The sequence below is a fragment of the Streptomyces sp. NPDC045021 genome, from assembly GCF_056432645.1.
Genome location: NZ_JBWKIQ010000005.1, coordinates 384,025 through 405,049, shown reverse-complemented (window position 1 = coordinate 405,049; position 21,025 = coordinate 384,025). Strand labels below are relative to the sequence as shown.

General features: G+C 71.5%; 20 protein-coding genes and 1 pseudogene. 14 read left to right on the top strand and 7 right to left on the bottom strand.

Translation table 11 applies throughout. The features are described 5' to 3' along the window. The first annotated feature begins 104 nt into the window (after nucleotides 1-104). Together AC07DC_RS18645 and AC07DC_RS18640 are read left to right on the top strand one after the other, a co-directional pair. Nucleotides 105-536 (top strand): GNAT family N-acetyltransferase, encoded by a 432-nt coding sequence (locus tag AC07DC_RS18645; RefSeq protein WP_478915608.1) that lies wholly within the window; start codon nucleotides 105-107, stop codon nucleotides 534-536. 103 nt (nucleotides 537-639) lie between these two features. After that, nucleotides 640-1,794 carry a methyltransferase gene (locus AC07DC_RS18640; RefSeq protein WP_478915496.1) on the top strand — a complete coding sequence of 385 codons (1,155 nt, stop codon included), beginning with the start codon at nucleotides 640-642 and terminating at the stop codon, nucleotides 1,792-1,794. 19 nt (nucleotides 1,795-1,813) lie between these two features. Here AC07DC_RS18640 and AC07DC_RS18635 read toward each other — a convergent pair whose 3' ends face one another. Further along, complete coding sequence (locus tag AC07DC_RS18635) at nucleotides 1,814-2,707, bottom strand: LysR family transcriptional regulator (RefSeq protein ID WP_478915495.1); 894 nt, start codon at nucleotides 2,705-2,707, stop codon at nucleotides 1,814-1,816. Nucleotides 2,708-2,889: 182 nt separating this feature from the next. On the opposite strand from AC07DC_RS18635, the gene AC07DC_RS18630 reads away from it, so the two are divergent. Then, entirely contained in the window at nucleotides 2,890-3,801 is a 912-nt protein-coding gene (locus AC07DC_RS18630) for a DMT family transporter (RefSeq protein ID WP_478915607.1), read from the top strand. A 19-nt stretch (nucleotides 3,802-3,820) separates the two neighbouring features. Here AC07DC_RS18630 and AC07DC_RS18625 read toward each other — a convergent pair whose 3' ends face one another. The 5 genes and pseudogenes from AC07DC_RS18625 to AC07DC_RS18605 all read right to left on the bottom strand — a co-directional run bounded on the left by AC07DC_RS18625 (nucleotide 3,821) and on the right by AC07DC_RS18605 (nucleotide 8,040). Beyond that, on the bottom strand, nucleotides 3,821-4,492 hold the full coding sequence (locus tag AC07DC_RS18625) for a response regulator (RefSeq protein WP_478915494.1): 672 nt from the start codon (nucleotides 4,490-4,492) through the stop codon (nucleotides 3,821-3,823). After that, complete coding sequence (locus tag AC07DC_RS18620) at nucleotides 4,489-5,799, bottom strand: sensor histidine kinase (protein WP_478915493.1); 1,311 nt, start codon at nucleotides 5,797-5,799, stop codon at nucleotides 4,489-4,491. The genes AC07DC_RS18625 and AC07DC_RS18620 overlap by 4 nt, the downstream gene beginning before the upstream one ends. 152 nt (nucleotides 5,800-5,951) lie before the next feature. Then, a pseudogene (locus tag AC07DC_RS18615) lies at nucleotides 5,952-6,317 on the bottom strand (acyltransferase family protein); the annotation flags it as partial. Beyond that, nucleotides 6,310-7,278 carry an alpha/beta hydrolase gene (locus AC07DC_RS18610; protein WP_478915492.1) on the bottom strand — a complete coding sequence of 323 codons (969 nt, stop codon included), beginning with the start codon at nucleotides 7,276-7,278 and terminating at the stop codon, nucleotides 6,310-6,312. The pseudogene AC07DC_RS18615 and the gene AC07DC_RS18610, both read right to left, overlap by 8 nt. Nucleotides 7,279-7,437: 159 nt before the next feature. After that, nucleotides 7,438-8,040 (bottom strand): YdeI/OmpD-associated family protein, encoded by a 603-nt coding sequence (locus AC07DC_RS18605; protein WP_478915491.1) that lies wholly within the window; start codon nucleotides 8,038-8,040, stop codon nucleotides 7,438-7,440. A 134-nt stretch (nucleotides 8,041-8,174) separates the two neighbouring features. Here AC07DC_RS18605 and argC point away from each other — a divergent pair, with 134 nt between their 5' ends. The 9 genes from argC to AC07DC_RS18560 all read left to right on the top strand — a co-directional run bounded on the left by argC (nucleotide 8,175) and on the right by AC07DC_RS18560 (nucleotide 18,103). Next, nucleotides 8,175-9,203, top strand: coding sequence for an N-acetyl-gamma-glutamyl-phosphate reductase (argC, locus tag AC07DC_RS18600; RefSeq protein WP_478915490.1), 1,029 nt, complete (start codon nucleotides 8,175-8,177; stop codon nucleotides 9,201-9,203). After that, the gene (argJ, locus tag AC07DC_RS18595) at nucleotides 9,200-10,351 is read left to right on the top strand and encodes a bifunctional glutamate N-acetyltransferase/amino-acid acetyltransferase ArgJ (protein WP_478915489.1); all 1,152 of its coding nucleotides are present in this window, start codon (nucleotides 9,200-9,202) and stop codon (nucleotides 10,349-10,351) included. The genes argC and argJ overlap by 4 nt, the downstream gene beginning before the upstream one ends. Next, nucleotides 10,348-11,256, top strand: a complete 909-nt coding sequence (gene argB, locus AC07DC_RS18590) for an acetylglutamate kinase (protein WP_478915488.1) — start codon at nucleotides 10,348-10,350, stop codon at nucleotides 11,254-11,256. Before argJ ends, argB begins: the two co-directional genes overlap by 4 nt. Further along, nucleotides 11,253-12,455, top strand: coding sequence for an acetylornithine transaminase (locus AC07DC_RS18585; protein WP_478915487.1), 1,203 nt, complete (start codon nucleotides 11,253-11,255; stop codon nucleotides 12,453-12,455). Before argB ends, AC07DC_RS18585 begins: the two co-directional genes overlap by 4 nt. Then, nucleotides 12,452-12,988, top strand: coding sequence for an arginine repressor (locus tag AC07DC_RS18580; protein ID WP_478915486.1), 537 nt, complete (start codon nucleotides 12,452-12,454; stop codon nucleotides 12,986-12,988). Before AC07DC_RS18585 ends, AC07DC_RS18580 begins: the two co-directional genes overlap by 4 nt. A gap of 170 nt (nucleotides 12,989-13,158) precedes the next feature. Further along, nucleotides 13,159-14,358 (top strand): argininosuccinate synthase, encoded by a 1,200-nt coding sequence (locus AC07DC_RS18575; RefSeq protein WP_478915485.1) that lies wholly within the window; start codon nucleotides 13,159-13,161, stop codon nucleotides 14,356-14,358. Nucleotides 14,359-14,484: 126 nt separating this feature from the next. Then, a complete protein-coding gene (argH, locus tag AC07DC_RS18570; protein WP_478915484.1) occupies nucleotides 14,485-15,909 on the top strand; it encodes an argininosuccinate lyase in 1,425 nt (474 codons plus the stop codon). A gap of 95 nt (nucleotides 15,910-16,004) precedes the next feature. Continuing rightward, entirely contained in the window at nucleotides 16,005-16,553 is a 549-nt protein-coding gene (locus tag AC07DC_RS18565; RefSeq protein WP_478915483.1) for a TetR/AcrR family transcriptional regulator, read from the top strand. Then, entirely contained in the window at nucleotides 16,550-18,103 is a 1,554-nt protein-coding gene (locus AC07DC_RS18560; RefSeq protein ID WP_478915482.1) for an MFS transporter, read from the top strand. The genes AC07DC_RS18565 and AC07DC_RS18560 overlap by 4 nt, the downstream gene beginning before the upstream one ends. A gap of 30 nt (nucleotides 18,104-18,133) precedes the next feature. On the opposite strand, the gene AC07DC_RS18555 is transcribed toward AC07DC_RS18560, so the two are convergent. Beyond that, the gene (locus AC07DC_RS18555) at nucleotides 18,134-18,802 is read right to left on the bottom strand and encodes a lysophospholipid acyltransferase family protein (protein WP_478915481.1); all 669 of its coding nucleotides are present in this window, start codon (nucleotides 18,800-18,802) and stop codon (nucleotides 18,134-18,136) included. A 268-nt stretch (nucleotides 18,803-19,070) separates the two neighbouring features. Here AC07DC_RS18555 and AC07DC_RS18550 point away from each other — a divergent pair, with 268 nt between their 5' ends. Together AC07DC_RS18550 and AC07DC_RS18545 are read left to right on the top strand one after the other, a co-directional pair. Then, nucleotides 19,071-20,237 (top strand): glycerophosphodiester phosphodiesterase, encoded by a 1,167-nt coding sequence (locus AC07DC_RS18550; RefSeq protein ID WP_478915480.1) that lies wholly within the window; start codon nucleotides 19,071-19,073, stop codon nucleotides 20,235-20,237. Nucleotides 20,238-20,327: 90 nt separating this feature from the next. Then, complete coding sequence (locus tag AC07DC_RS18545; RefSeq protein WP_478915479.1) at nucleotides 20,328-20,852, top strand: sigma-70 family RNA polymerase sigma factor; 525 nt, start codon at nucleotides 20,328-20,330, stop codon at nucleotides 20,850-20,852. Nucleotides 20,853-21,025 lie beyond the last annotated feature (173 nt).

Below are 21,025 nucleotides of genomic sequence, written 5' to 3'. Positions count from 1 at the left end.
GCGGGGCTTCGGCCGGAATCGCTGGGTACGGTGGGCGGGCGGGGGCATGTGTCGGGCAGAGTCCTGCTGGGAACCGTTGTGCCGTACACCAGGAGGCGAAGGTGCTGGAGATCCGTCGGGTGACGCGGGCCGCGGACGTGATCGCCGCCGAGACCCTCTTCGACGGGCCGGCCCGTCCGGAGTGGGCGGCCCGGTTCCTCGCCGAGGCGGGACATCACCTGCTGGTGGCCTATCAGGGAGCGGAGCCGGCCGGGTTCGTCACAGGGGTGGAGATGACCCACCCGGACAAGGGGACCGAGATGTTCCTCTACGAGCTCGGGGTGGCCGAAGGGCACCGGCGGCGCGGCATCGGCCGGGCCCTGGTCAGCGGGCTGGCGGCGCTCGCCCGCGAGCGCGACTGCTACGGGATGTGGGTGCTCACCGACCGCGACAACCCCGCCGCCCTCGCCACCTACCGCTCCACCGGAGCGGACACCGACGAGGCCACCGCCCTGCTGTCGTGGACCTTCACCACGGAAGCCGCCCCAGAGGCGTAGCGGTCCGCCGCCCGGTGCCCGCCCGGCGCCGGCCCGCGTCCGACCGTGCTCGCCCGACTCGGTGGCCCGGGGGCCTTGGGGACTCGGTTAGCCTGAGGGCACAATGAACCGTTTGACGACGTCATCGGGTGCGTACGACCTCACCCGATTCCCCGAGGACCCCCGCGACAGGCTCCGTGCCTGGGACGCCGCCGACGAGTACCTGCTGCGGCACCTGGACGGGATCGACGCGGAGCCCGTGGACCTGTCGGGCACCGTGGTCGTGGTGGGCGACCGGTGGGGCGCGCTGGTCACCTCGCTCGCCGCGCACCGCCCGGTACAGATCACCGACTCCTTCCTCGCCCAGCAGGCGACCCGGGCGAATCTGGCGCGCAGCGGCGCCGACGCCGACGCGGTACGGCTGCTTTCGGCCATGGACGCCGTCCCGGAGCGGATCGACGTACTGCTGGTCCGGGTGCCCAAGAGCCTGGCGTTCCTGGAGGACCAACTGCACCGGCTCGCACCGCGGTTGCACGCCGGTACCGTCGTCGTCGGCACCGGGATGGTCACCGAGATCCACACCTCGACGCTCAAGCTCTTCGAAGAGCTCATCGGTCCGACCAGGACGTCGCTGGCCGCGAAGAAGGCCCGGCTCGTCTTCAGTACGCCGGACCCCGCCCTCGTCCGTACCGACAGCCCGTGGCCGCGCACGTACGAGCTGCCCGCCGACCTCGGCGCGGCCTCCGGCCTGGCCGTCACCAACCACGCGGGCATCTTCTGCGCCGAACGCCTGGACATCGGTACCCGGTTCTTCCTGCGGCACCTGCCGCAGCGCCACGGCCCCGAACGCGTCGTGGACCTGGGCTGTGGCAACGGCGTGGTCGGCACAGCCGCGGCGCTGGCCAACCCCGACGCCGAAGTGACGTTCATCGACGAGTCGTTCTCCGCGGTGGCCTCCGCCGAGGCCACCTTCCGGGCCAACGCCGGAACGGCAGGCAAGGCCGAGTTCCTGGTGGACGACGGCCTGTCGTCCGTCCCCGCCGGCTCGGTGGACCTGGTGCTGAACAATCCGCCGTTCCACACCCACCAGGCGACGACCGACACGACGGCCTGGCACATGTTCACCGGGTCCCGCGACGCGCTGCGCGACGGGGGTGAGTTGTGGGTCATCGGGAACCGGCATCTCGGCTACCACGTGAAGCTGCGCCGGGTCTTCGGCAACTGCGAGGTCGTCGCGAGCGACCCGAAGTTCGTCATCGTGCGAGCGGTGAAACGCTGATCGCGGACTTCCCGCCGGCTCAGCGGGCCGCCGCGTCCCGGAGGGCGTCGATCAGGCCGAGCAGCGCGGGCTGGGCCGGCGAGGTCTCGCGTACCGCCGCGTAGATCGCCCGGACCGGCTCCGGTCCGCGGACCTTGCGCACGACGACTCCGGGATGGCGGTTTCCCAGCCCCAGCGTCGGCATCAGGCCGACCCCGAGGCCGGCGGCGATGAACCCCTGCGCCGTGGCGTAGTCCACGCTCTCGACCACGAAATCCGGGCTGAAGCCCGCCGCGGCACAGGCGTCGAGGACGGATTCGAGGCAGGGGCCCGCCGGCCATTCGTTGCCGACCCACGGCTCGTCCGCGAGATCGGTCAGATCCAGCACCTTCTTCGCCGCGAGCCGGTGCCCCTTGGGCAGCACCGCGCGGTAGGGGTCGTCGAGCAGGTGCACGAGGCGGATGCCCGCGCTCGGCCGGTCGCGCGGATGGACCACGATCGCCAGATCGGCCCGGCCCTGCTGCACCTCGGGAAGGGGGTCCTCGGGGTCGATGAGCTTGAGATCGATCCGCACGCCCGGATGCTCGTCGCGCAGCCGCGCCAGCGCCGGCGCCACCAGCGTCGCGCCCGCCGTGGCGAAGTAGCGGATCGACAACTGCCCGGTGCGCCCGGCCCGGAGATCGGCCAGCGCGGTCTCCGCCTCGGCGACGTTCCTGCTGATCACGGCCGCGTGTTCGGTGAGCAGCAGCCCGGCCGCAGTCGGCCGTACGCCCCGGCCGAAGCGTTCGAGCAGCGCCGTTCCGGCCTGCTTCTCCAGGGCCGCCACCTGCTGGCTGACGGCGGACGGCGTGTACCCCAGATTCGCCGCCGCCGCGGTCACCGAACCACTGGTGACGACCGCCCGCAGCACCTGCATACGTCTCACATCGAGCATGTAGGAGAGCTTAATGGTGCATGCAACTCTTTTCTCTTGTCCTGTCGGGTCGACCGGAGGCACGGTGAACGCCGGAAGACCGAACAGGGAGACAGCGAGTGAGCAGCAGCGGCAGTGGCGGCGACGGCGGTAGTGGCACGCGGGGCGGACAGGGCGGTTCCGGCCCGATGGCGCTGGTGCGGATGGGCGTACTCGCCCTGCTGTGGGGATCGACGTTCCTGTGGATCAAGGTGGCCCTGGACGGCCTGTCGCCCGCCCAAGTCACCTTCACCCGCTGCGCGTTGGGCGCCCTGGTCCTGCTCGTCCTGTGCTTCTCGGCGCGCCGCCGCCTGCCGCGTGACCGTGCGACCTGGGGTCACATCGCCGTTGCCGCCTTCTTCTGCAACGCGCTGCCGTTCGCGTTGTTCAGCGTCGGCGAGCAGACGGTCGACTCCGGCGTGGCCGGCGTCCTGAACGCGACGACCCCGTTGTGGTCCCTGCTGATCGGTGTCGCCATCGGCACGGAACGCCGGCTCCGCCCCGCCCGGCTGGGCGGACTCCTCCTCGGCTTCGCGGGCACGCTGCTGATCTTCGCCCCGTGGGGGCGGGGCGGACTCGTCAGCTGGGGTTCCGCCGCCATCCTTGGAGCGGCGGCCAGTTACGCCGTCGCGTTCGCCTACATGGGACGCCATCTCGTCGGGAAGGGCACCGCCACCATCGCGCTCTCCGCGTCCCAACTCCTCGCCGCGACGGGACTCAGTGCGCTGACCCTGCCGATCGGCGGACTCGCGCCCCTTCACCCCGGTCCCGCCGCTCTGACGGCGGTGGTCGTCCTGGGGATCTTCGCCACCGGGATCACCTTCCACCTCACCTACCGGCTCATCGCGGACGAGGGCGCGACCAACGCCGCCACGGTCGGATACCTGCTGCCGGTGGTCTCGGTGGCGCTGGGCGCGATCGTGCTCCACGAGGACGTCAACCTCCGGACCGTCGCGGGCATGGCCGTCGTCCTCGTCGGCGTCGGTATGACCCGCCGGCCGGCGAGGGAGCCGTTCCGCCCGGCTGAGGAATCTCCTCGCCGAGCGGTCACGGAGATCGCCGACTCCACGTCCTGAGCTGAGGACGGCCCGGCCGTCAGTAGCCGGTCGGGCGGATGAGGCCCGTCTCGTAGGCGAAGACGGCCGCCTGGGTCCGGTCGCGGAGGCCGAGTTTGACCAGGATCCGGCTGACGTGGGACTTCACGGTCTGCTCCGCCACCACGAGACGCTGGGCGATCTCCGCGTTCGACAGACCCTGGGCGATCAGGGAGAGGACCTCGGTCTCACGTTCCGTCAGATCGCCGATGCGGTCCTTGAGCGGGGCCCGTGGGGCGCCGGCCATGCGGGAGAACTCGGCGATGAGGCGCTTGGTGATGTTCGGGGCGAGCAGGGCGTCGCCGTAGGCCACCACCCGCACCGCCTGGGCCAGTTCGGCGGCCGACGCGTCCTTCAGCAGAAAACCGGACGCTCCCGCGCGCAGCGCCTCGTAGACGTACTCGTCGAGATCGAACGTGGTCAGGACGAGGACCTTGACGGTGGCGCCCGCCGGCTCGGTGATACGGCGGGTCGCCTCGATGCCGCCGAGGCGGGGCATCCGTATGTCCATCAGGACGACGTCGGGGGCGAGTTCGGCCACCTTGGCGACGGCGTCGATGCCGTCCACGGCCTGGCCGACGACCTCGATACCGGGCTCGGCGTTGAGCAGCACCGTCAGGCCCTGGCGGACCATCATCTGATCGTCGGCGATCAGAACGCGGATGGTCGTCATGGAGTGTCCTCAACGGGGTCGGCGGGCGCGGCAGGGTCTGCGGGTGCGACCGGGGGGCGCGCGGGCAGTATCGCGGTCACTTCGTAGCCGCCGTCCGGGGTGGCTCCGGTGGCCAGTTCGCCCCCCAGCATCGCGGTGCGCTCGCGCATCCCGAGCAGCCCGTGCCCGATTTCTCGCGAGGGCGGTGCGGCCCGGTCCGGCGCGGTGTTGGTGACCCGGACCGTGACGCCGGACGCGGTGTACCCGACCTCCACCAGAACCGCCGCCCCGGGCGCGTGCCGCATCGCGTTGCTGAGCGCCTCCTGCACGATACGGAACGCCGACAGCTCGACTCCCGGCGGCAGCGGTCGCGGCTCCCCGGTGGTCCGGGTGGTGACCGGGAGCCCGGCGCCGCGCACGTTGCCGACCAGCTCGTCCAGTCGGTCGAGGGTGGGTTGCGGGGTGTGCCGGGCGCTGTTCGGCAGCGTGTCCTCGGAGCGCAGTACGCCGAGCACGTGCCGTAGTTCGGTGAGCGCCTCGACCGCGTTGGCGCGGATGCCCGCGAGGTTCTCCCGCAGTTCCTCGGAGGGGTTCTCGACCAGGTGCGGGGCGACCTGCGCCTGGATGGAGATCACCGACATGTGGTGGGCGACCACGTCGTGCAGTTCGCGGGCGATCCGGTTGCGCTCCTCCAGCAGGGTGCGCCGGGCCCGCTCCTCGGCGGTGATCTCCTCCTGCGCGACCAGTTCCGTACGGGCCACCCCGAGCCCGCGCAGCGCCGCGCCGAGCACCGTGGCCGTCGTGAAGATCACGGCGCCGAGGCGGACATCGTCGGCGTGCCCCGTGATGACGGACGCGCCACTGATCAGTCCCGCCACGACGCTGATGGCCAGCGTCTCGGCGGCGACGCGGGGGCGGACCCGCAGCGCGAGCAGGAACAGCACCATGGCCTGCTGGGTGAGGCCGGCGCCCGTCCACGGGAAGATCGTGCTCCCGACCACATCGGCCCGCACCGCGGCCACAGCCATGGCGATCGTCGACGCCCACCAGGCCGGGACCGGGCGGAACAGCACCGCGACGAGGGCCACCGACTGGATCGTGGCGAGCAGCAGGCCGACCGCCCCGCCCGTCCGGTAGTTGACGGCGTACTCGTTCGTATTGGCGATGAGCAGGCCCAACGCGACGAACACGAGCGGCACCGTGATCGCCGGGCGCCAGTCCAGCCAGCGCGGCCGTCCCGTGCGGGGCAGCGGATCGGCCCCCGTCCACAGGTCCTCGCGCAGGGTACGCAGCAACCTCCGCAGAACCGGCACCGGTTGCTCCGTCATGTCCCCCCGCTTCACAAGATCCAGCCTAGGCACGCCGCGTCGCCGCCGATCGGGCGGGGCGCCCCTCGCGCACGACCAGGCCGCCCGTTTTCGGGCGCCCCTGTTCGTACGTGCGGAACGCGGCCCAGCAGACCAGCAGCGCGACGGCGAACACCGGCAGCCAGGCTCCACACCACCAGCACGGCGGCGACCGGTCCGAACGGCCGCGTCATCCGGGCGCCGAGCCACTGCCCGTACGTCGTGCCGCGGGCCCGCGCCGCCGGGTAACCCTTCCCGGCCACGTGTCCGCCGACCAGGAAGAAGACCGCGAGGGTCTGGAACAGCCAGGAGACCGGGGCCAGTCGGGGCATCCGCTGGAGCGGCCCCGCACCGTGCACCGTCCCGCTGTCGGCGACCAGCGCGGTCACCAGCCAGTGCCCGAGCACCACGCCCAGGACGGCGAGGGCGCGCAGCGCGTCGATGGCACGGTCGCGGTCGGGCGGGGTGGCGGAGTCGATCCGTCGCACGAGCTCACGCACGGCGGCCCTCCTCGGAAGGGTTCTGGCCGGAGACGATCCGGGCGATGTTGCGCAGCGACGCGGAACGGGGCTTGAGGTAGTCGCTGTGGCCGCCGTCGCCCGCGTCGAAGGTGTGGGCGCCGAACCTCTTCGACACCGGGTCGGTCCCGAACCCGACGGTGAGGAACGGCAGTCGGATCCGCACATGCGGCACGTCGGCGATCCAGTCGTCCGCACCCCGGCCCGCCCAGACGGTGGCCCGGGTGTGCAGGGCGCCGACGGTGTCGGCGCCGGTGCCGGGGCTGCCGTACAGCACGATGGCGGCGACCTTCAGGTCCCGGGCGGCCAGGGCGCAGACGACCGAGCCGTAGGAGTGGCACAGCAGCGACGTCCGGGCGGCGGGCTTGATCGCACCCAACTCGGCCATGAAGGAACGGAGTCGGGGCGCGGCGCCCTTGGCCCGCCCCGGCGTCAGCACCTCGCGGCTCATCGTGCCGGGCGTCTCGTAGCCGAGCCAGGCGACGACCGCGGCCCGAGCGCCGAGCTCCTGCTCCAGCGCCACCGCGCCGGCCCGGAAGCGCTCGTAGGTGTCGAGGTTGGTGTCAGAACCCGGTACCAGCACGGCGATCTCGGTGGCGCGGGACAGATCGCCGAACACCTCGGCGGTGCGGCCGCCGTTCCGCCCGTCGAACGAGAGGAAGTGCCGCGCCGGCTCCGCCATGGCGCGCAAGGCACGCGCCCGCCTGCGGTCGCCGTGCTCCCCGGCCATCCGCTCCGCCGCCCGGATGCCGTCGCGGTTGGCGGCGTACCGCACACCGAGAGCGGCGGGAGTCGCCGCGGTCAGCGGGGCGAGCACGGCCGGCGCGGGCGCCGGAACAGCCGCCGGACGGGCGGCCCCGGCCACCGGGAACGCCACGGACACGGTGACGAGCGCGGCGAGCAGTGTGCGGCGCAGACGGTTGTCGCGCGGGCGGGACGCCATGGAGGGTGGTCCTTCCGTACCGGGATGTCCTTCGTTCTTCCGGTACCGAAGTTATGGATCACACGGTGTGGTCGGCGTCCCGCCGGGGAGCGCACCTTCCGCGTAGCTCTGAAGTACGGGGAGTACGGGTCAGGGTCCGCCCGCCCGCCGGACGGAAGCTCACACCGACGGCCCGGGCAGGGCCTGTTCGGGGCCCTCGCCGTTCACCAGCCGCTGCAGGGCCTTGTCGAGCCGGACCTGCCTGGCCTCCGGCGTGAGCGCCTGGAGCAGCGGCAGGATCGTCAGGTAACGCCCGGTCCTGTCGAGCGCCTCGAACGCCTTCCCGGCGGCGGGATTCGCATCGAGCGCCGCCGCCAGGTCGGGCGGCACCGTCGCCGTCCGCTGCGACTCGTAGGCTGCCGCCCACCGCCCGTCCTCCTGCGCCCTGCGCACCTCGGCGAGCCCGGGTTCGCGCATCCGCCCGGCGGCCGTCAGCGTCGCGACCTTGTCCACGTTCACCTGCGACCACAGGCTCCTGGGCCGGCGCGGCACGTACTTCTGCAGGTAGTACCGCTCGTCGAGGGACCGCCGCTGCCCGGAGATCCAGCCGTAGCAGAGCCCGATGTCGACCAGCTCGTCGGAGGTGACCGTCGCGATGCCCGACGTCTTCTTCGCCATCCTGATCCACACACCCTCATGGCGCGTGACGTGTCCGGCCAGCCAGTCCTCGAACGCCCCGGCGTTCGCGAAGGCGATGATCTCCACTCCGTCGAGCTCGTCCATGCGGCTCAGGCTAGGACACGGCCCAGCGCCGGGGCGAGCCGTCGCACCGGCGTCCGGGAGAGGTGGGGCGCAGGAGCAGCTTTGCATAAAGCTTCGGTGGACCGTATAGTCATGCCATCGACGAGGAGGGTTCGATGGCTTTGCGGGCAGCGGTGGCAGGAGCGAGCGGGTACGCGGGGGGCGAGATCCTGCGGCTGCTCCTGGGGCACCCGGAGATCGAGATCGGTGCGCTCACCGGCAACTCCAACGTGGGACAGCTACTGGGCGCGCTGCAGCCGCATCTGCTGCCGCTGGCCGGGCGGGTGCTCGAGCCGACGTCGGCCGAGGTATTGGCCGGACACGACGTGGTCTTTCTCGCGCTGCCGCACGGGCAGTCCGCGGCGGTGGCCGAGCAGCTCGGCGACGGCGTGCTGATCGTCGACTGCGGCGCCGACTTCCGGCTGCGCGATGCCGCGGACTGGGAGCGGTTCTACGGCTCCGCACACGCCGGGACCTGGCCCTACGGGCTGCCAGAGCTGCCCGGGGCGCGGGTCGCGCTGCAGGGCTCGAAGCGCATCGCGGTGCCCGGCTGCTTCCCGACCGGCGTCTCGCTGGCGCTCTTCCCGGCGTACGCGGCGGGGCTCGCCGAGCCCGAGGCCGTGATCGTCGCCGCTTCCGGCACGTCCGGCGCGGGCAAGGCGCTCAAGCCGCACCTGCTGGGCAGCGAGGTCATGGGATCCGTCACCCCGTACGGCGTCGGGGGCGTGCACCGCCACACCCCCGAGATGATCCAGAACCTGTCGGCCGTGGCCGGAGAGCCGGTCGGCGTCTCGTTCACCCCGACCCTCGTACCGATGCCGCGCGGCATCCTCGCCACCTGCAGCGTGCGGGCGAAGGCGGGGGTCACCGCCGACGCGGTGCGCGCCGCGTACGAGAAGGCCTTCGCGGACGAGCCGTTCGTGTACCTGCTGCCCGAGGGGCAGTGGCCGTCGACCGGCGCGGTGATCGGCTCGAACGCCGTGCAGCTGCAGGTCGCGTACGACGAGGCGGCCGGCCGCATCATCGCCATCAGCGCGATCGACAACCTGACGAAGGGCACCGCGGGCGGCGCGGTGCAGAGCATGAACGTCGCCCTCGGACTCCCCGAGGACATGGGACTTTCCACGACAGGAGTGGCACCGTGAGCGTCACGGCAGCACAGGGATTCACGGCCGCGGGCATCGCCGCCGGGATCAAGGACAGCGGCAACCCCGATCTGGCCCTCGTGGTCAACAACGGGCCGCGCCTGGCCGCCGCGGGCGTCTTCACCTCCAACCGTGTGAAGGCCGCGCCCGTCGTCTGGTCCGAGCAGGTCGTCAAGGGCGGGCTGGTGTCCGCCGTCGTCCTCAACTCCGGTGGCGCCAACGCCTGCACGGGGCCGCTCGGCTTCCAGGACACGCACGCGACCGCCGAGAAGGTCGCGGAGGTCCTCGGCCAGAACGCGGGCGAGGTCGCCGTCGCGTCCACCGGCCTGATCGGCCTGCGCCTCCCGATGGACAAGCTGCTGCCGGGGATCGAGAAGGCCGCGGCCGAACTCTCCGCGCACGGCGGCGAGAAGGCCGCCATCGCGATCAAGACCACCGACTCGGTGCACAAGACAGCCGTCGTCGAGAAGGACGGCTGGACCGTCGGCGGGATGGCCAAGGGCGCGGGCATGCTCGCACCGGGCCTGGCCACCATGCTCGTCGTGCTCACCACCGACGCCGACCTGGACGCCGGCACGCTCGACACCGCGCTGCGCGCCGCCACCCGCACCACCTTCGACCGGGCCGACTCCGACGGCTGCATGTCCACCAACGACACCGTGCTGCTGCTCGCCTCCGGCGCCTCCGGCACCGTCCCCGCCTACGACGACTTCGCCGCCGCCGTCGAGCAGGTCTGCGCCGATCTGGCCCGGCAGCTGATCGGTGACGCCGAGGGCGCGTCCAAGGACATCAAGGTCGAGGTGATCAACGCCGCGACCGAGGACGACGCCGTCGAGGTCGGCCGGTCGATCGCCCGCAACAACCTCCTCAAGTGCGCGATCCACGGCGAGGACCCCAACTGGGGCCGGGTGCTGTCCGCGATCGGCACGACCGCCGCCGCCTTCGAGCCGGACCGGCTCAACGTGGCCATCAACGGCGTCTGGGTCTGCAAGGACGGCTCGGTCGGCGAGGACCGCGACCTGGTCGACATGCGGTTCCGCGAGGTCGTCATCACCGCCGACCTGAACGCGGGCGCCGCCGCGGCCACCATCTGGACCAACGACCTGACGGCGGACTACGTCCACGAGAACAGCGCGTACAGCTCATGACCAACCCCACCGCGCGCAACCACACCGCGCTGCCCAAGGCCCGCATCCTCATCGAGGCGCTGCCGTGGCTCACCCGCTTCAACGGCAAGACCGTCGTCATCAAGTTCGGCGGCAACGCCATGGTCGACGAGGAGCTGAAGGCGGCCTTCGCCCAGGATGTCGTCTTCCTGCGGCACGCGGGCCTCAAGCCCGTCGTCGTGCACGGCGGCGGCCCGCAGATCAGCGCGCAGCTCGACCGGCTCGGCATCGCGTCGTCCTTCACCGCGGGACTGCGGGTGACCACCCCCGAGACGATGGACGTCGTCCGGATGGTGCTCGCCGGCCAGGTCCAGCGGCAGCTGGTCGGGTTGCTCAACGAGCACGGCCCGTTCGCCGTCGGGATGACCGGCGAGGACGCGCACACCATGACGGCCGTCAAGCGGCACGCGGTCGTCGACGGGGAGCAGGTGGACATCGGCCTCGTCGGCGAGATCACCCATGTCGACCCGGGCGCCATCCAGGCGCTGCTGGACGACGGCCGGATCCCGGTCGTCTCGTCCATCGCCCGGGGCGAGGACGGCCATGTCTACAACATCAACGCGGACACTGCAGCCGCCGCGCTCGCCTCGGCGCTGGGCGCCGAGGTCCTCGTGGTCCTCACCGACGTCGAGGGGCTCTACGCCGACTGGCCGTCCAGCGAGGACGTGATCAGCCAACTCACCGCGAGCGAGCTGGAGAAGCTGCTGCCCCAGCTGGCCAGCGGCATGGTGCCCAAGATGGAGGGCTGCCTGCACGCCGTGCGCAACGGCGTCGGCAGCGCACGGATCATCGACGGCCGGGTGCCCCACTCGATGCTCCTCGAAGTATTCACGGACGACGGCATCGGCACGATGATCGTGCCCGACGCGCAGGGGGACGGGTCATGAGCAACGAGGAACTGACGCAGCGCTGGCAGGGCTCGCTGATGGACAACTACGGGACGCCGCGCGTCCCGCTGGTCCGCGGCGAGGGCGCGAAGTTCTGGGACGCCGACGGCAAGGTCTACCTCGACTTCATCGGCGGTATCGCGGTCAACTCCCTCGGTACCGGTCATCCGGCGGTGGTCCGGGCGGTCTCCGAGCAGATCGGCACGCTCGGCCACGTGTCGAACCTCTTCATCGCCGAGCCGCCGGTGGCCGTGGCGGAGCGGCTGCTGCAGCTCTTCGGGCGCGCCGGCCGGGTCTTCTTCTCCAACTCCGGTGCGGAGGCGGTGGAAGCCGCCTTCAAGATCGGCCGGTTGACGGGCCGCACGCACATGGTCGCCACCTCCGGCGCCTTCCACGGCCGGACGCTGGGCGCCCTCGCCCTCACCGGCCAGCCGAAGAAGCAGGAGGCGTTCCATCCGCTGCCCGGTGACGTCACCCATGTGCCGTTCGGCGACGTGGACGCGCTGCGCGCCGCCGTCACCACCGACACCGCGCTGCTGATCATCGAGCCCATCCAGGGCGAGAACGGCGTCGTCGTGCCGCCCGCCGGCTATCTGAAGGCGGCCCGGGAGATCACCACCGCCACCGGCACCCTGCTGGTCCTGGACGAGGTGCAGACCGGCATCGGCCGGACCGGCCACTGGTTCGAGCACCAGGCGCACGGCGTCGAGCCCGATGTGGTCACCCTCGCCAAGGGTCTCGGCGGCGGTCTGCCGATCGGCGCGACGATCGCCTTCGGTGCGGCGGCCGACCTGCTGACGCCGGGTCAGCACGGCACCACCTTCGGCGGGAACCCGGTCGCTTGCGCCGCCGCGCTCGCCGTACTGGACACCATCGCGGCCGACGGGATTCTCGACAACGTCAAGCGGCAGGGCGACCGGCTGCGGCACGGGATCGAGGCACTGGGGCACCCGCTGGTCGATCATGTGCGCGGTGCGGGGCTCCTGCTGGGTATCGTTCTCACGGAGCCGCTCGCCGCGCAGGTGCAGCAGGCGGCTCAGGACGCCGGACTCCTGGTGAACGCGGCTGTGCCCGACACGGTACGGCTCGCGCCTCCGCTGATCGTCGGTGACGACGAGGTGGAGGTGTTCCTCCAGGCTCTGCCCGCCGTCCTCGACGCGGTACACAGCGACCAACGATCCGGAGAAATGCGACGATGACCGAGGCGCAGCACGGCGGCCAGGCCGTACCGCAGACCCGCACCGCACGCCACCGCCGGATCGTGGACATCCTCAACCGGCAGCCGGTGCGGTCGCAGAGCCAGCTCGCGAAGATGCTCTCCGACGACGGGCTGAGCGTCACGCAGGCGACGCTCTCGCGCGACCTGGACGAGCTGGGCGCGGTCAAGATCCGCAACGCCGGCGGCGAGCTGATCTACGCCGTACCGTCCGAGGGCGGTTTCCGTACCCCGCAGGCGCCGCTGGGGGAGTCGGTGAAGGAGGAGCGGATGGCCCGGCTGGCCGGCGAGCTGCTCATCTCGGCGGAGGCATCCGCCAACCTGGTCGTCCTGCGCACCCCGCCGGGCGCGGCCCAGTTCCTGGCCTCGGCGATCGACCAGGCCGAGGTGCACGACATCCTGGGCACCATCGCGGGCGACGACACCCTCATGCTGATCAGCCGGGACGCGGCGGGCGGCCAGGCCCTGGCCGACCACCTGCTCCGGCTCGCGGCGGGCGACCACCGGCAGAACTGAGCCGGCGCGGTAGCACCGTACGACCTGGAAGCCACCCGGAAGGGCCCCCGTTCGCGGGGGCCCTTCCGGCGTTTCCGGGGCGGCGGAACCCGTCGGACCGCGGCTTTGACGAATCATGCAGTGGAGTGCATACTTATACCTGTCAGCGTTTGCAGTGTGAGGAGAACCCCGTGACCGAGCGCGTCGTACTCGCCTACTCCGGCGGCCTGGACACCTCTGTCGCCATCGGCTGGATCGCCGAGGAGACCGGCGCCGAGGTCATCGCCGTTGCGGTCGACGTCGGCCAGGGCGGCGAGGACCTGGACGTCATCCGCAAGCGGGCCATCGCCTGCGGTGCGGTCGAGGCCGAGGTGGCCGACGCCAAGGACGAGTTCGCCGACGAGTACTGCCTGCCGGCGATCAAGGCCAACGCCCGTTACATGGACCGCTATCCGCTGGTCTCCGCGCTGTCGCGGCCGACGATCGTCAAGCACCTGGTCGCCGCCGCCCGCAAGCACGGCGCCACGGTCGTGGCCCACGGCTGCACCGGCAAGGGCAACGACCAGGTCCGGTTCGAAGCCGGTATCTCCTCCCTCGCCCCGGAGCTGACCTGCATCGCCCCGGTCCGGGACTACGCGATGACGCGGGACAAGGCGATCGCCTTCTGCGAGGAGAAGAACCTCCCGATCGCGACCACCAAGAAGTCCCCGTACTCCATCGACCAGAACGTCTTCGGCCGGGCGGTCGAGACCGGCTTCCTGGAAGACATCTGGAACGGTCCGATCGAGGACGTCTACGAGTACACGCAGAACCCGGCCACCCCGCGCGAGGCCGACGAGGTGATCATCACCTTCAAGCAGGGTGTCCCGGTCGCCATCGACGGCAGGCCCGTCTCGGTCCTGCAGGCCATCCAGCAGCTGAACGTCAGGGCCGGCGCCCAGGGCGTCGGCCGGCTCGACATGGTCGAGGACCGGCTGGTCGGCATCAAGTCCCGGGAGATCTACGAGGCGCCGGGCGCGCTGGCGCTGATCACCGCGCACCAGGAGCTCGAGGACGTCACCGTCGAGCGTGAACTCGCCCGCTACAAGCGGCAGGTCGAGCAGCGGTGGGCCGAACTGGTCTACGACGGCCTGTGGTTCTCGCCGCTCAAGCGGGCGCTGGACGGCTTCATCAACGAGGCCAACGAGCACGTCTCCGGCGACATCCGGATGACGCTGCACGGCGGCCGCGCGGTCGTCACGGGCCGGCGGTCCGACGAGTCGCTCTACGACTTCAACCTCGCCACGTACGACTCGGGCGACACCTTCGACCAGTCCCTGTCGAAGGGCTTCATCGAGATCTTCGGCATGTCCTCGAAGATCGCCGCGAAGCGCGACCTGCAGCAGAGCTGACCCCGCGCCGGACCCACGACCCGGCATCATGGGGCCGGGAGCCCCGGGCTCCCGGCCCTCTCCACGAGCGCACCCGCGCCCGTGCGTACGAACACGACGATCCACGCGACACTTCGAGGAGCAGCGGTGAGCAGCAACGGCGATGTCAGGCTCTGGGGCGGCCGGTTCGCGGACGGCCCGGCGGAGGCCCTGGCCAAGCTTTCCGCGTCGGTCCACTTCGACTGGCGGCTGGCCCCCTACGACATCGCGGGCTCCCGCGCCCACGCCCGCGCGCTGCACAAGGCCGGGCTGCTCACCGACGACGAGCTGGGGCGGATGCTGGCCGGGCTCGACCGGCTGGCGGCCGATGTCGAGGCGGGCACCATCACCGGCACCATCGCCGACGAGGACGTGCACACCGCGCTGGAGCGCGGCCTGCTGGAGCGGATCGGCGCGGACCTGGGCGGCAAGCTGCGGGCCGGCCGGTCCCGCAACGACCAGATCGCCACCCTCTTCCGGATGTACCTGCGCGACCACGCACGCGTGATCGGCGGTCTGGTCGCCGAGCTCCAGGAGGCGCTGGTCGGTCTCGCCGAGACGCACGCGGACGTCGCCATGCCGGGGCGTACGCATCTGCAGCACGCCCAGCCCGTGCTCTTCGCCCACCACGTCCTGGCGCACGTACAGGCGCTGGGCCGGGACGCCGAGCGGCTGCGGCAGTGGGACGAGCGCACGGCCGTCTCCCCGTACGGCTCCGGCGCGCTCGCCGGTTCCTCGCTCGGCCTGGACCCGGTGGCGGTCGCCGCCGAACTCGGCTTCGAGCGCGGCTCGGTCGCCAACTCCATCGACGGCACGGCCTCGCGTGACTTCGTCGCGGAGTTCGCGTTCATCACCGCGATGATCGGGATCGACCTGTCGCGGATCGCCGAGGAGATCATCATCTGGAACACGAAGGAGTTCTCCTTCGTCACCCTCCACGACGCCTTCTCCACCGGCTCGTCGATCATGCCGCAGAAGAAGAACCCGGACATCGCCGAGCTGGCGCGCGGCAAGTCCGGTCGGCTCATCGGCAACCTGACCGGCCTGCTGGCGACGTTGAAGGCTCTGCCGCTCGCGTACAACCGCGATCTGCAGGAGGACAAGGAGCCGGTCTTCGACTCCTGCGACACCCTCGAGGTCCTGCTGCCCGCCTTCACCGGCATGATGGCCACTCTCACGGTCAACGCCGCGCGCATGGAGGAACTGGCGCCGGCCGGCTTCTCCCTCGCCACCGACATCGCCGAGTGGCTGGTCAAGCAGGGCGTCCCGTTCCGGGTCGCGCACGAGGTCGCGGGGGAGTGCGTCAAGGTCTGCGAGGCCGACGGTATCGAGCTGGACGAGCTGACGGACGAGCAGTTCGCCAAGATCTCTCCCCACTTGACGCCGGAGGTCCGCACCGTCCTCAACGTCAAGGGCGCGCTCGCCTCCCGCGACGGGCGGGGCGGCACGGCGCCGGTCCGGGTGGCGGAGCAGCTGGCCGAGGTCAAGCGGGACGTGGCCGTACAGCTGGCCTGGGCACTGGCCGAACGCTGAGACCGGGCGGAGCGCCGGGCTGCCAGGGCCCGGCCTCCGCCCGTTCTGTGGCCAAGAATGAGACATCAATGTCTCATGCGCGCTATATTTGTCTCATGAGTTTCGATCGTGAACAGGTGCTGCGCGACGCCGCGGCCCTGCTGAGCCGGCGGGCCACCGCGTCCATGGACGAGATCGCCAAGGCGGCCGGCATCAGCCGGGCCACCCTGCACCGGCACTTCCCCGGCCGCGACGCCCTCGTCCGGGCCCTCGGCCTGCTCGGGATCGCACAGATGGACGAGCGACTGGACGCCGCCCGCATAGAGGAGGGCGACCCGGTCGAAGCCGTCCGCCGGCTGATCGACGAGGCCATGCCCGTCTCCGGTTTCCTGGCCTTCCTCTACGGCGAGAACCAGCTCTACGACCTGCCGGAGGTCAACGAGGGCTGGGCGCAGGTGGACGAGCGGGTCAGTGCGCTGTTCCGGCGCGGCCAGGAGCAGGGGCTGTTCCGGTACGACCTGTCGCCGACCTGGCTGGGCGAGGCGCTGTACGCCCTGATCGCGGCCTCGGCCTGGTGCGTCCAGGATGGACGTATGGCACGGAACGATTCGGCCCGTATGGTTTCCGAACTGCTGCTCGGCGGGATGCTGCGGAGCGCGTCATGACCCGCGACGCCCTGCACAAGCCCTCCGCCCCCGTGCCCCCCACGCCCCCGCACCCCTCCCGCTGGCTCGCGCTCGGCATCCTGACGCTGGCGCTGCTGCTCGTCGCGGTCGACGCGACGGTGCTCGGGCTGGCCATGCCGTTCCTGACCGAGGACCTGGAGCCGTCCTCGACGCAGGTGCTGTGGATCGGCGACATCTATTCCTTCGTCATCGCCGGGCTGCTGGTCTCGATGGGCAGCCTCGGCGACCGCATCGGCCGCAAGAAGCTGCTGCTCATCGGCTCCGCCGCGTTCGGCGCGCTGTCGGTGCTGGCCGCGTACGCGCACACTCCCGAGATGCTCATCCTCGCCCGCGCCCTGATGGGCGTGGCCGGAGCCACCCTCATGCCGTCCACCCTCGCGCTGATCCGCAACCTCTTCACCGACCCCCACGAGCGCAGCTTCGCGATCGGCGTGTGGGGCGCGGCCTCGACGGCGGGCGCCGCTGTGGGGCCGGTCGTCGGCGGCATCCTGCTGGAGCACTTCTGGTGGGGCTCGGTCTTCCTGATCAACCTGCCGGTCATGGTGGTCCTGGTGGTCGTCGGCTACAAACTGCTGCCGGAGTCCAAGAATCCCAACCCCGGCCCCTGGGACCTGGTCAGCGTCGCACTGTCGCTCGTCGGCATGTTCGGCGTCGTGTACGGAATCAAGGAGATCGCGGCGCACGGGGCGAAGCCCGCCGCCTTCGTCGCGGGCGCGGTGGGCCTGGCCTGCCTCTACGCCTTCGTCCGGCGGCAGCACAAACTGCCCGCACCGCTGCTGGACATGCGGCTGTTCCGCAACCGGGGCTTCTCCGCCGCGGTGCTGGCCGATCTGCTCACCGTGCTGGGCCTGTCCGGGCTGATCTTCTTCCTGTCGCAGTTCCTGCAGATGGTGCAGGGGCGCTCGCCGCTGGAGGCGGGGCTTGCCGAACTTCCGGCCATGGTCGGCGCTGTGGGGGCCGGGCTGTGCGCGGGCGTGGCCGCCCGCCGCTTCTCCGTCCGGCTGGTCGTCGCGGGCGGCCTGGGCGCCAGCGGTCTCGCGCTGGCCGGACTGTTCGGCCTCACCCCGGACACCGGGTATCCGCTGCTCTTCGCCGTGCTGCTGATCGTCGGGGTGGGCGCGGGCTTCTCGTTCACCGTCACCGCCGACGTGATCCTCTCCAGCGTCCCCGAGGAGGAGGCCGGCGCCTCCGCCGCGGTGTCCGAGACGGCCTACGAACTCGGCGCCGCTCTCGGCATCGCGCTGCTCGGCTCCATCGTCACCGGCGTCTACTCCAACCTGACGCTGCCCGCCGGACTGTCGGCGGACAGCGCCGCGCAGGCCAAGGACTCCCTGGCGGGCGCCGTCGAGGTGGCGGGCACGCTGCCGACCGGCAGCGCGGACACCCTGCTGGTGGCGGCACAGGCCTCGTTCACCGACGGGTTGCGCATCGCGGCCATGGTCGGCGCGGTGGTGCTGATCGGGGCGTCGGTGTGGGCCTGGAGGATGCTGCGCCACACCAAGCTGGAAACGGCCCGCTCCGCCCACTGAGGGCGGGGCCGGGCGCTTCGGGTCAGTCGGTCAGGCGGCCTTGGCCTTGGTCGCGTAAATGTCGACGTACTCCTGGCCGGAGAGCCGCATGACGTCGCTCATCACCTCGTCGGTGATGGCCCGCAGCACGTAGCGGTCGCGGTCCATGCCCTCGTAGCGGGAGAAGTCCAGGGGCGCGCCGAAGCGGATGGTCACCCGGTGGATGCGCGGCAGCTTCTTGCCGGCCGGCTGGACGCGCTCGGTGCCGATCAGCGCGCAGGGCACCACCACCGCGCCGGTCATCAGGGCGAGCCGGGCGACACCCGTACGGCCCCGGTACAGCCGGCCGTCGGGGGAGCGGGTGCCTTCCGGGTGGATGCCGAAGATCTGGCCCTCCTCCAGCACCCGGCGGCCGGTCATCAGCGCCGCCGCGCCGCCGCGGGCGCCGTCCCGGTCCACCGGGATCATGCCGACCGTGGTGAAGAACGCGGCCTTGGCGCGGCCCTTGATGCCGCTGCCGGTCACGTACTCGTCCTTGCCGAGGAAGAAGACCGGGCGCGGGGCCACCAGGGTCATGAACGGCGAGTCCGAGAACGCGAGGTGGTTGCCGGCCAGGATGACGGGACCGGTCGCGGGGATGTTCTCCATTCCCTCGACACGCGGGCGGTACAGCACGCGGAGGAGCGGTACGAGCAGCGTATTGATCAGGAAACGGAACAACGGGCCCTCCGGGCAGGGGATCGATGGAACGCAGACCAGGGGCGCACGCGCACTGGCGCACACCCCCTATGGATGAGGACGATACTTCCGTCCGCCGGGTGAGCGCACGCCGGGTTCACACACCCGCTACGCAGTGTTGACGTGCGTTCCGCCCATGTTTCGCCGGTCGTGGCTCGTACGAAACATGTACGCGCCTACGATGCGCGGGTTGCCCGGGCAGGCGCCGCACAGGCGTTCGGCCGCAGTCACCGGAAACAGGGGAGAGCACATGACGCACGACCAGCAGGGATCAGGACCGGCCCGCCGGGCCGTCCTCGGCGCGGCGGCGGCCCTGGGCGCCGGTGGCGCGGTGTTCGCCCTGCCGGGCACGGCGGACGCGGCGGGGACGCCGGCGAACCGCGGCGGACACGGCTCGTACAAGCTGCCGGTGCCGACCGTCATCGGGCACCGCGGCTCCAGCGGCTACCGCCCCGAGCACACCTTCGGCTCCTACCAGTACGCCCTGGACATCGGCGCGGACGTCATCGAGCAGGACCTCGTGCCCACCAAGGACGGCCACCTGGTCTGCCGGCACGAGCCCGAGATCGGTGGCACCACGGACGTCTCGAACCACCCCGAGTTCGCGAGCCGCAAGACCACCAAGACCATCGACGGCACTGCCATGACCGGCTGGTTCACCGAGGACTTCACGCTCGCCGAGCTGAAGACACTGCGCGCCGTGGAGCGGCTGCCGGCCAACCGGCAGCGCAACACCCTCTACGACGGCCGCTGGGAGATCCCCACCTTCGAGGAGGTGCTCCAGTGGGCCGACGAGCAGGGGCGCAAGCGGGGCCGTCCGGTGTGGCTGCACACCGAGACCAAGCACCCCACCTACTTCCGCAAGCTCGGCCTCGGCCTGGAGGAGCGGCTGGCGAGGCTGCTGCGCCGCTACGGCCGTGACCGCAAGAACTCCCCGCAGTTCCTGGAGTCCTTCGAGTCGAGCAGCCTGCAGCGGCTGGGCTCGCTCGGTATCGCCGCCCCCAAGATCTTCCTGCTCTCCGGCCTCGGCAGCCGCCCGTGGGACTTCGTCGAGGCGGGCGACCCGCGCACCGTCGACGACCTCATCACCCCCGCCGGCCTGAAGTGGACCGCGCGCTTCGCGCAGGGCATCGGGCCGACGCTCACCCTGATCATTCCCGTCGACGCGGCCGGGAAGCTCGGCACCCCGACCACGCTGGTGCGCGACGCGCACGCGGCCGGGCTGATCCTGCACCCCTACACGATGCGCAACGAGAACACCTTCCTGCCCGCCGACTTCCGCAGGGGCACCGACCCGAACGCCTACGGCGACGCCTTCGGTGCGTTCAAGACCTACTTCGAGCAGGGCATCGACGGGATCTTCTCCGACAACGCCGACACCGCGCTGCTCGCCCGCCAGGACTTCCTGAAGTCCTGAACCGGCAGTCGCGGGCGGCTGATCCACCCTGACGAGTGAAGACGGCCGCGCCCGGCAACCGCCGGGTGCGGCCGCGTCGTCCCGGCGATCATGACCATGTTGCTGAAAGCGGACGAACTGACCCGGCTGCGCCCCCTGATCGCCGCGGAGGCGGCTGCCGAAGAGGTGACCGGCGGCATCGAGGCCGCCGACCTCGAACAGGCGGTGTGGCTGCGGCTGCTCGAACTGGCCGTGCCGCCGGCCGATCCCGCCCGCTGGCTCCGTTCCGCGGTGCGGCGCGAGGTGCGCGAGGCCGGCCGGCGGGTCCGCCGCGAGCTGCGGTACACCCCGGGCCGCGACCCGGCGGCCGACCGCGGACCGTCCGTCGAGGACGAGGTGCTCAGCGCCGAGCAGCGGGCGGCCGTGCACGCCGCCGTCCAGCGACTGCCGGGACGCTGCCCGCAGGTCGTTACGGCCCTGATGTCCCGTTCCGACCCCACATACCAGGAAATCTCCCGGGAGTTGGGAATCTCACAGGGCAGTATCGGCCCATTGCGCTCCCGCTGTCTCGGCTGCCTGCGCGCGATCCTGAAATCTGGGGTTGCATCCCCGGTAAGACGGGGTAAGGCACGGTAAACAGTCGGCGACAAGGCGTTCATGGCGCGTTCGAGCGTGACCGGATGCGGGTATTGCGAGGCATCTACCGCGCCGAGGCGTTTGTGCGATCATCAGCGCCACGGAGACGGCGCACACCAGTTCCAACTCCGGTCAGGCACACGTCCCGGGCGCGCATCACACCCTCATCAGCC